Annotated in this window: 7 protein-coding genes; 2 read left to right on the forward strand and 5 right to left on the reverse strand. The window is 38.4% G+C overall.

The window, feature by feature from the left end:
• Window positions 1–485: 485 nt before the first annotated feature.
• Entirely contained in the window at window positions 486–1,904 is a 1,419-nt protein-coding gene (locus EP737_RS24645; protein WP_129731985.1) for a sugar porter family MFS transporter, read from the forward strand.
• A 347-nt stretch (window positions 1,905–2,251) separates the two neighbouring features.
• On the opposite strand, the gene EP737_RS24650 is transcribed toward EP737_RS24645, so the two are convergent.
• Window positions 2,252–3,334, reverse strand: a complete 1,083-nt coding sequence (locus EP737_RS24650; RefSeq protein WP_129731987.1) for a DNA alkylation repair protein — start codon at window positions 3,332–3,334, stop codon at window positions 2,252–2,254.
• Window positions 3,335–3,386: 52 nt separating this feature from the next.
• The gene (locus EP737_RS24655; protein WP_165350927.1) at window positions 3,387–3,623 is read right to left on the reverse strand and encodes a helix-turn-helix domain-containing protein; all 237 of its coding nucleotides are present in this window, start codon (window positions 3,621–3,623) and stop codon (window positions 3,387–3,389) included.
• Window positions 3,624–4,022: 399 nt separating this feature from the next.
• On the opposite strand from EP737_RS24655, the gene EP737_RS24660 reads away from it, so the two are divergent.
• The gene (locus EP737_RS24660) at window positions 4,023–5,087 is read left to right on the forward strand and encodes a GIY-YIG nuclease family protein (RefSeq protein WP_342772939.1); all 1,065 of its coding nucleotides are present in this window, start codon (window positions 4,023–4,025) and stop codon (window positions 5,085–5,087) included.
• A 233-nt stretch (window positions 5,088–5,320) separates the two neighbouring features.
• Here the strand turns inward: EP737_RS24660 and EP737_RS24665 are convergent, their stop codons facing one another.
• The 3 genes from EP737_RS24665 to EP737_RS24675 form a co-directional block, all read right to left on the reverse strand.
• Window positions 5,321–6,319, reverse strand: coding sequence for a LacI family DNA-binding transcriptional regulator (locus EP737_RS24665; protein WP_129731993.1), 999 nt, complete (start codon window positions 6,317–6,319; stop codon window positions 5,321–5,323).
• Window positions 6,320–6,574: 255 nt separating this feature from the next.
• Complete coding sequence (locus EP737_RS24670; RefSeq protein ID WP_129731995.1) at window positions 6,575–7,573, reverse strand: ABC transporter permease; 999 nt, start codon at window positions 7,571–7,573, stop codon at window positions 6,575–6,577.
• 123 nt (window positions 7,574–7,696) lie between these two features.
• Window positions 7,697–8,734, reverse strand: a 1,038-nt coding sequence (locus EP737_RS24675; protein ID WP_165350928.1) for a sugar ABC transporter ATP-binding protein, incomplete at its 5' end; no start/stop codon positions are given.

An 8,734-nucleotide genomic window follows, 5' to 3' on the forward strand; every position in this document is an offset into this window, starting at 1 on the left:
GAGAAACCATTCCCAATTGCGAAAAGAACGAGAGAATATTTAACAAGAATCGGCATGGATTGATCATTGCTGTTTGAGAGACTGCTGAGAGCCTGTTCGAGAGGCTCTCAGCAACTCTGAATCTAAAATGATGGCTATTAAAAATAGTGTTATTTGGTAAAGAGTCCTTATAAATTTCATAAATGCTAGAAAGGTGTTCAGGGCAATGCTATTGAAAAAAGCACTAGATCTAACAAAGAGTATACATGAATATCGTCGGAATATAAACGATGTATCAATGAATAAAGAAAGCACTAGTCCAGAATTAACAATGTGCCGAAAATTAGATGGCGAAATTAGAATGTTACAAAGGATTTTATCTGGAGGACATTCTTCAGTAAGCAGCTAATATAAGCAGGAAAAATATTTTGGATAAAGCGTTCATTTCGTAAAATTCTTTTAAATGTAACAATACACGCATTACTAACAGAAAGGGGTAATTTAACATGGAAAGTATCAGGAATACTGATAATTCAGTTGAACTGGAATATGATAAGAAAAAGGACCCTAGAAAATTTTTGAAACTAATCACCATTGTATCCACTTTTGGCGGGCTATTATTTGGGTATGATACAGGGGTTATTAACGGTGCGCTTCCATTTATGGCTAGACCTGACCAATTAAATTTAAGCCCTTTCACGGAAGGTTTAGTAGCAAGTTCTTTAGTATTAGGTGCTGCTTTTGGTTCCATATTCGGCGGGCGCTTATCGGATACTAGAGGGCATCGAAAAGCTATTATGTATCTGGCGATTTTATTTTTCCTTTCTGCACTTGGTTGCTCCATCGCACCAAATACAAATATATTGGTTATTTTCCGTTTTCTATTAGGACTTGCTGTCGGTGGTGCCTCTGTAATCGTTCCATCTTATCTTGCCGAAATGTCACCTTCAGAACGGCGTGGTAGATTGGTTACTCAAAATGAATTAATGATCGTTACGGGTCAGTTTCTTGCTTACGTATGTAATGCAGTGATTGGAAATGTTTTCGGAGAAGCAGGACATGTATGGCGTTATATGTTAGTGATTGCCTCATTACCGGCTGTAGCGCTTTGGATTGGAGTATTGATTCTGCCTGAAAGTCCTCGTTGGTTAGCATCTAAAGGAAGAATGGCTGAAGCACTGAAAGTACTTAAACAGATTCGCAGCGAAAGTATCGCTGAACAAGAATTGAAAGCGATTAAAACACGTATTTCAGAAGAGAAAAAAATAGCAAGAGTAAAATTTAAGGATTTGAATACACCATGGATTCGACGCATTGTCATTCTCGGTGCGGGAATTGGAGCTATCTCGCAATTAGTAGGGATAAACTCTATCATGTACTATGGAACACAAATTCTGCAAAATTCTGGTTTTGGCACAAAAACAGCATTGATTGGAAACGTAGCAAACGGAGTAATTTCTGTTATTGCAGTTATTGTTGGGATGTCCATCATGCACAAAGTGAATAGACGGACAATGTTTTTGACAGGTTTAATAGGTGCAACAATTGCGCTTATTGCGATCGGGATTGCTACGCTAACACTTTCCGAATCTCCAATATTACCATATATAGTATTATCAATGACAATCCTATATTTAGCTTTCTTTCAAGGAGCTATTGGTCCCATGACATGGCTGACATTATCCGAAATATTCCCTGCACGCTTACGTGGTATGGGTATGGGTACGGCTGTTTTATGTTTATGGATTTGCAACTTCTTAGTAGGATTATTCTTCCCAGTTCTTCTAGAAGGAATCGGACTTTCAGCAACATTCTTCTTATTTGCTGCGTTTGGTATTGGAGGAATCATTTTTATAGCAAAATACTTACCTGAGACAAGAGGATTGTCCTTAGAACAAATAGAGGATAATTTTAAAGCTTTATAGGAACTACTTGGTACTGGATGATACAGTCTATTGTAAACGCTTTAACATCTCTCGGGCTGAGTTAGGAAGTTCTGGTACACCACCTATCACAGCCGCTACTTATGGTGAACTGAAACCCAAAAATTAAACATGAAGGCTAGGCAGCTTTCTGGGCATAAGTCGGTATTGAACCGGACTTATGCCTTTTTTCTTAATCCATTTATGATTGTACTAGTATCTAAGCCTCTTCTGCTTTGCCGTCAGCTCCAAGACGGCTTTCCACGACAAATAAATAATGGCTTTTGAGATAATAATCATACATATGAATCGACTTCTACATTCTCTGCTAAAAAGTAAAAAAAATTTGCTTACTTCACCATAAAATCAAATGAGTTTTTTACTGCACCATTCATAATAATGGATAGTGAATGAACCCCTTCGTAATGTTTCCTGGTAGTCAAATCTTTAAAGGAATGTTTTCGTGAATAAGATTTAGTCTCCCCGCTTTTTATTTCCGTTTCCGTTATCTGAAATACTTTTTTGCTCCTATGTCCTTTAGATTTAACATAGTCAATTGCATATTCAATCCTTATTTTAGTATGCTTTTCAGATTTGACCTGAAATGAGAAGGAAATCTCTTCTCCAATTGAAATACTATCAGGACTACAAGTGAAATGCAGGAATTGAATGGATTCATCATCCTTGTAACCAAAAATAGACAACACCCGCCTATCCCCTTTTTTCAACAAAGTACGGCAGGCATGCTTTACAATCCAGTCCGTATATTCATGCTTTCCATACCAATCCAAGGCAATTTGGATAACCAATTCCGGATGTGTTTTTGAGATGTCATTTAGATTATTAGCAACACTTTTGCGAACATAGAGTGATGAATCCATCTTTAATTGCTCAAGTACAGGAAGAATTGGAGCGGGATCTTCCTTAAATTGCGTCAATGCTTGCCCCCAAGGAAGACTTGGTCTACATCCCTCACTTGCAAGCCTTCGAACATGTTCATTAGGATGCTGCGCCCAAGTATTCATCTGACGCATCATTCTCTCTGGATCGCGGATGAGGAATGGCCTTACAGCAAATTCAGCTGATGATCTCTGCGTAAATCGTTCCAAAGCTTTCATAGAAAGCTCCCAATGTTCCTGATTTTGCCCGTACACTTCCACAAAATCAGGAAAGAACAGGTAAGGAAATCCTGTACATTCCTCATCAATTTTAAATAGAACGTTCAATGCCTCTTCGTATTTCTGAGGCAGGTACTTTCCAAGAGATACACTTATCCGACGTATTCTGGCTTTCAATTCTAAAACATCCCAATCATTACCTAAAACAGCCGCAACAAATCCCTCAATATCGAAAGCCCCATACGCCTCCCTAACCTTCCTGCCAAATTGATAAAGAAATTCCTTATTATACATAGCTTTAAGTGGTTCTGCCATGTGTATTCCCTCCTATTCGGTTCAAGTATGTCATCTTTGTACACCTCGTGAACTACCCACCACTTATCCGCTGCGCGTCTTGAAGTGGAGGTCCTTCCAAATACTCATACAAACCAGCTATATATTCATTGTAAACCTTTCTTTCACAACCAAATGCTTGTTCCAGACGTGTTGCTTGTTCTTCAGTAGGAACAATAGCGAAACGAAAACCAGAAGTGGTCCAACCATCTGTTAAAAATTTTTTTGTTCCTTTTATATGAGTTCCATCTTCCCTATTTGCTATTTTCAACACCATCTTCTATGTCTTGGTAATCCCATTATAACGAATGTGTGTTCGACTCTCAATAACCAACTACAAAGAAGAGAAAAAAATAGGCTTACGCCTACTGAACACTCATCCCCTCCCTACTCATTGGGCTACGCCCTTCTCATTTCTTGAGGAAGGGGACTTCTTTTCAGAAAATCTGTTAAAACACCCTACCTAGTATACAAAAATATGTAGACAAGAAACCAGGATCATCCCTCTTCCTTTTAGGTTAGAGATCTAAGTAAGGGTTCCGCCCCATACCTATCAAACTAAAACCCTATTGAGATGTATCTTAATCCAATGTCGTGATAAAATAATAGATAACACATTATCTTAGTAAAGGGATGAACTAACATTAATCTACAAGAAAAGGTAAAAAATCTGCCATTATCCCCTGGAGTTTATCTTATGAAAGACTCACTTGGCCAGATCATTTATGTGGGAAAGGCTAAAAATTTAAAGAATAGAGTTCAGTCTTATTTTCGAGACTCAAAAAGCCATTCTCCAAAGGTTAAAAAGCTTATAAATCACTTAAAGGATTTTGACTATATACTTACAGATACAGAATTTGAGGCTTTTATGCTGGAATGTAAATTAATCAAAGAATTAAAGCCCACATATAACAGGATGATGAAAAACCCACAATCCTTTACCTATATCGCCATCAACATGAACGAGGATTATCGCGACATTGAGATGACTTATAGCCCCATTGAAAATGATGGCAAGCTTTATTTCGGTCCATTTACAAGCAAGAGCACAGTGGAAAGAGCAATTCAAGGTGTAAAAGAATGCTTTAAAATACATTGCAATAATCCTTCTCGAAAGAATACCGCCTGCTTGAATTATTCTTTAGGCTTGTGCATCGGCATGTGCCTTGGGGGTTCTGCAGTGAAACAATACAATGAGATAATAGACAAAATGATCGCTTTGCTGACAGGCACTGACATGAGTATTCTCGAGGAAATGAAGCAAATGATGGTAGCTGCTTCTGAGGAGTATGATTTTGAAGCCGCCTCAAAATATAGAGATAATATAAATGCAGTAAACTCCCTATTATCTAAAGAAAAGATTATAGAATTCACAGAAGGAAACCACAATATCGTCACCATCGATCCCTTAACCAATTCTACTATTAAACTTTTTCTCATTAAGAGGACCAATGTACTTTTTAGCCACAAATATTCACTAGAAAGCAGCTATATTGAACAGCTCAGTGAAGAAATAAAAACAAACATTTTAACGTATTTCAAAAGTAATGACCTAAATTCAGCGATTGCTGTTAGCAGAGATGAAATCGATGAAGCGCAGATTATTTATAGTTATTTAAACAGTGACAACTGCTCCCATCTAATCATTCCAGACAAATGGCTTAACTCTGAGAACTATTTCAACATAAATCTAGCACTTAATACATTATTGAGAGGCCAAAAAACTAGGAAATAAAATGAGCTCTACACCAAAGCATGTCCTTGACTCACTCTAGGACAGAATTCCTTCTTCGCTGCAATCTAGGAGAATCCATTGTTTGCCCCTGACGGATTGCGTGCGAAATAATGTCTTCATGAGAATAAAGAACAAATTCACGCAAAAACCAAAACCTTCCATCTACCCGACGGAAGGTTATTTGGCATGTTCATTTTTAGGATCACACCTGATGATACTATTAGATACTAAAGTTAAATTGGATGGGTTTTCGTTGAATTTCGAAAAATGACTTTCGGAAATAATATAACCTGTCTCTTTGTTTTTTCGTGTCCTTCGATTCTTTCAATTAGTAAATCTATTCCCTGGCGTCCCATCTCTTCAATAGGCTGATCTACTGAGGTAAGCGGAGGATCAATGCTTCTAGATAAAATCGTATTATCGAACCCAATAATGGATAAATCATGAGGTACCCTTAGCCCCCGTTCCTTTGCCCCTTGCATGATACCGACTGCCAACAAATCATTACAGGCGAAAATGGCAGTTGGACGGTTGATAAGACCCAGTATTTGTTTGGCAAGTTGTTTACTACTTACAGTAGAATCACAAACAAAAACCAAACTCTCATTATATTCTAAGCCTGCATCCTTTATGGCCTGATGATACCCGTGTAGGCGCTCTTTACTACTCCTTGTGTTCTCAGTAAAAACTGCGATGGTTTGATGTCCTAGTGATAAAAAATGTTCAGTCACCTGATAGCCGCCTAAACAGTCATCAACATGGACACTATCTACACCAAGAGAAGGAATATTTTGGCCAATTAAGACAATGGGCAGCCCTTCACCCACTACTTCCTGCAAAATCGCATCATTTTCAAACCCGCCTGCCAAAATAAGCCCATCGAGATTTTTCTCCTTTAAACGGGTAATATACTGTACTTCCTTTTCTGCATCATTTTCTGTATTGCATATAACAACAGATAATCCCAATTCATGTCCACGCTGACAGACATTTTTTGCGATCTCTACAAATAACGGATTTTCTAGATTTGGAATAAGCAATCCTACCGTATAAGCGGACCTCTTTTTCAATACAATAGATGACCTACTTGACGTGAATTGTAATTCTTCCAAGACCTTCATTACTTTTTTCCTTGTAGCATCACTAATTGAACCCTTATTATTCATTACCATGGAAACAGTAGACATAGAAACTTCTGCTTTCTGAGCAACATCATATATTGTCGTTCTCATTTCTCACCTCTCTTATTACACTGTGTTCCTAAAATTCCCTGCTACGTCGAATTAACCGCTAGCTGGGAATTTATCCTTTCTTACAGTGAAATATAGACTATCCAAGGAACCCCTTGGATAGTCTAATCATTTTTAATTGATCATTACCAACGGGTGATACCTTTGAACTAACACACCATCTCCATCTCTTACTCTTTTATTTTTTAGTTTCTATAATTGCCTTATTTTATTAATAGTAGGCTCCTCCAAGATTATCTACGCCTTTTTATTTTTACGGGAATCTAGAAGAACTGCTGCTACGATGATCGCTCCCTTTAAAATTTGCTGCCAGTAAGAAGATACGTTCATTAAATCAAGTCCATTGTTTAGAACCCCGATGATCAAAGCACCAATCATTGTTCCTGGAATCGTACCAATTCCGCCATTTAAGCTTGTTCCGCCGATAACCGCAGCGGCAATTGCATCCAATTCATACATTAATCCAAGGCTTGGCTGTCCCGCAGAAATACGTGCTGTTAACATCAAACCTGCAATAGCTGATAACAAACCAGCGTATGTGAAAATCATAATTTTGTAGCGATCTACTGGAATTCCGCAAATACGTGCAGCTTGTTCATTTCCGCCGATTGCGTATGTGTACTTACCAAATCTCATTTGACTTAACATAATATGCGAAATAATACCCATTACGATGAAGATCAGGATTGGGAAAGGAATACCAGCGATTGTACCTTTTCCGATAAACATGAAGGACTCTGATAAGTTTCCGATTGGTCTTCCATCTGAATACAGAAGCGATAAACCCCTCGCTGCTGTCATCATTCCTAATGTCGCGATGAACGGAGGAATTTTTCCTTTTGCAGAAATCGCACCGTTAATAAATCCAGCTGCTGCTCCAATTGCCATACCGATTGCAAGTGGAACGAATAATGGATATTCGCCAGGATGTGCGTAACTTGCAGCGATTACCGATACAAGGGCAATAACCGAACCAGGAGATAAGTCGATCCCTGTTGTAATGATGACCATTGTCATCCCCATTGCTACAATACCGATGAAAGAAATTTGTCGTACAACGTTAATCAAGTTATTTACGTTTAAAAAGGCCGGTGATAGAATTGACATTAAAATACACATTGCGATAAAGATGAATACAATTCCGTACTTATTCAAGATTGCTGAGATTTGCTTCTTTCTGTTAACCGAATTTGTAAGCACCGTCGGGTTGCTTACAGCACTTTCTTGCGTTTTCATTGCTACTCCTCCTTCAAGGGGTTGTATTCTTTCCAGAATTTATAAATTTCCAGCCATGAATAGATTCTATGCAGCAGGAAATTGTCAGAACAAACTATGCGTGCAGCTGCATGTTTGTCTTCTTTATTGATATGCAACTTCTAGAATTCTTTCCTGGTTCGCTTCTTCTCTGCTTAGCTCGCCTTTTTGAATTCCTTCATGCATCACAATGACTCTATCACTCATTCCTAACACCTCAGGCAATTCAGAGGAAATCATAATAATTGCTTTTCCCTCCTGTGCCAGCTTCGACATCACCTTATGTATCTCAGCCTTTGCTCCAACGTCTACACCGCGTGTTGGTTCATCTAAGATCAATACATCAGGATCATTGAGCAGCCAACGGGCAATCAGTACCTTTTGTTGGTTCCCTCCGCTTAGGTTCATAATAAGCTGGTTTAAATGAGGTGTTTTTACTCTTAATTTCTCTACCTGCTCGTTGCATACTTTTTTCACTAGGCTGTTATTTAGATAGCCAATTTTTGAGAGATTATCAATATTGGACATAATCATGTTTTCCCGGATCGACAACGGCAGGAATGCACCTGTCAGCTTTCTGTCCTCTGTTAATAAGCCGATTTTATGACGGATTGCTTCTTTCGGCGAATTGATTTTCACCTGCTTGCCGTGCATATAAATTTCACCAGAGGTTGGCGGATCAATTCCAAAAATGCTTTCCATAATCTCGGTTCTTCCAGATCCCATCAATCCCGCGACTCCTAGAATTTCGCCTTTGCGCACCTCAAAGTTAACATTTTGGAATTTTCCTTCTCTGGATAGATTCTTTACAGCTAGAACAACATCTGTAATTTCGGATGGCTCTTTATGGAATACTGCTTTAATCTCACGCCCTACCATCATTTGAATCAATGTGTCTTGATTCAATTCACTTGCCGGTTTTGCTCCTACATACTGTCCATCACGGAATACTGTAATATCGTCGCAAATCTTAAAGATCTCATCCATTTTGTGAGAAATATAGATAATGGAAACACCTTTTTTCACCAAGGAATCAATAATGCTGAACAGATGATCAACTTCCTTATCTGTAATGGCCGAAGTTGGCTCGTCCATAATAATTAAATCGGCATTATAGGAAATCGCTGTTGCAATCTCGACCAT

It is taken from the genome of Ectobacillus funiculus (assembly GCF_004138295.1).
GTDB classification, from domain to species: Bacteria; Bacillota; Bacilli; order Bacillales; family Bacillaceae_G; genus Ectobacillus; species Ectobacillus funiculus.

What these genes read in the sequence shown, in the direction of transcription:
- EP737_RS24645 (WP_129731985.1), top strand. Translation starts at nt 486, where the DNA reads ATGGAAAGTATCAGGAATACTGATAATTCAGTTGAACTGGAATATGAT.
- EP737_RS24650 (WP_129731987.1), bottom strand. Translation starts at nt 3,334, where the DNA reads ATGGCAGAACCACTTAAAGCTATGTATAATAAGGAATTTCTTTATCAA.
- EP737_RS24665 (WP_129731993.1), bottom strand. Translation starts at nt 6,319, where the DNA reads ATGAGAACGACAATATATGATGTTGCTCAGAAAGCAGAAGTTTCTATG.
- EP737_RS24670 (WP_129731995.1), bottom strand. Translation starts at nt 7,573, where the DNA reads ATGAAAACGCAAGAAAGTGCTGTAAGCAACCCGACGGTGCTTACAAAT.